Here is a 206-nt window from a genome sequence, read left to right as displayed (position 1 = left end):
CCCATTTCGGAAGGAATGGTCAGCTTGCGTTTGCCGCCTTCTTTCATGCCGCCGAAGCCTTCGTCCCAACCTTTAATCACTTGGCCGACGCCCAGGGTGATGGTCAGCGGTTGACGGCGGTCGAGGCTGGAGTCGAATTTGGTACCGTCTTCCAACCAGCCGGTGTAATGTACGGTGATTTCTTTGCCTTTGACGGCTTCTTTGCC

At 55.8% G+C, this 206-nt stretch carries 1 protein-coding gene; it reads right to left on the bottom strand.

The features are described 5' to 3' along the window. Positions 1-206 (bottom strand): FKBP-type peptidyl-prolyl cis-trans isomerase (locus ACTHSP_RS24455; RefSeq protein WP_440347269.1); only part of this gene is annotated, 206 nt, incomplete at both ends.

The sequence above is a fragment of the Neisseria sp. P0001.S005 genome, assembly GCF_051963715.1.
This window is presented reverse-complemented; position numbering and strand designations above follow the sequence as displayed.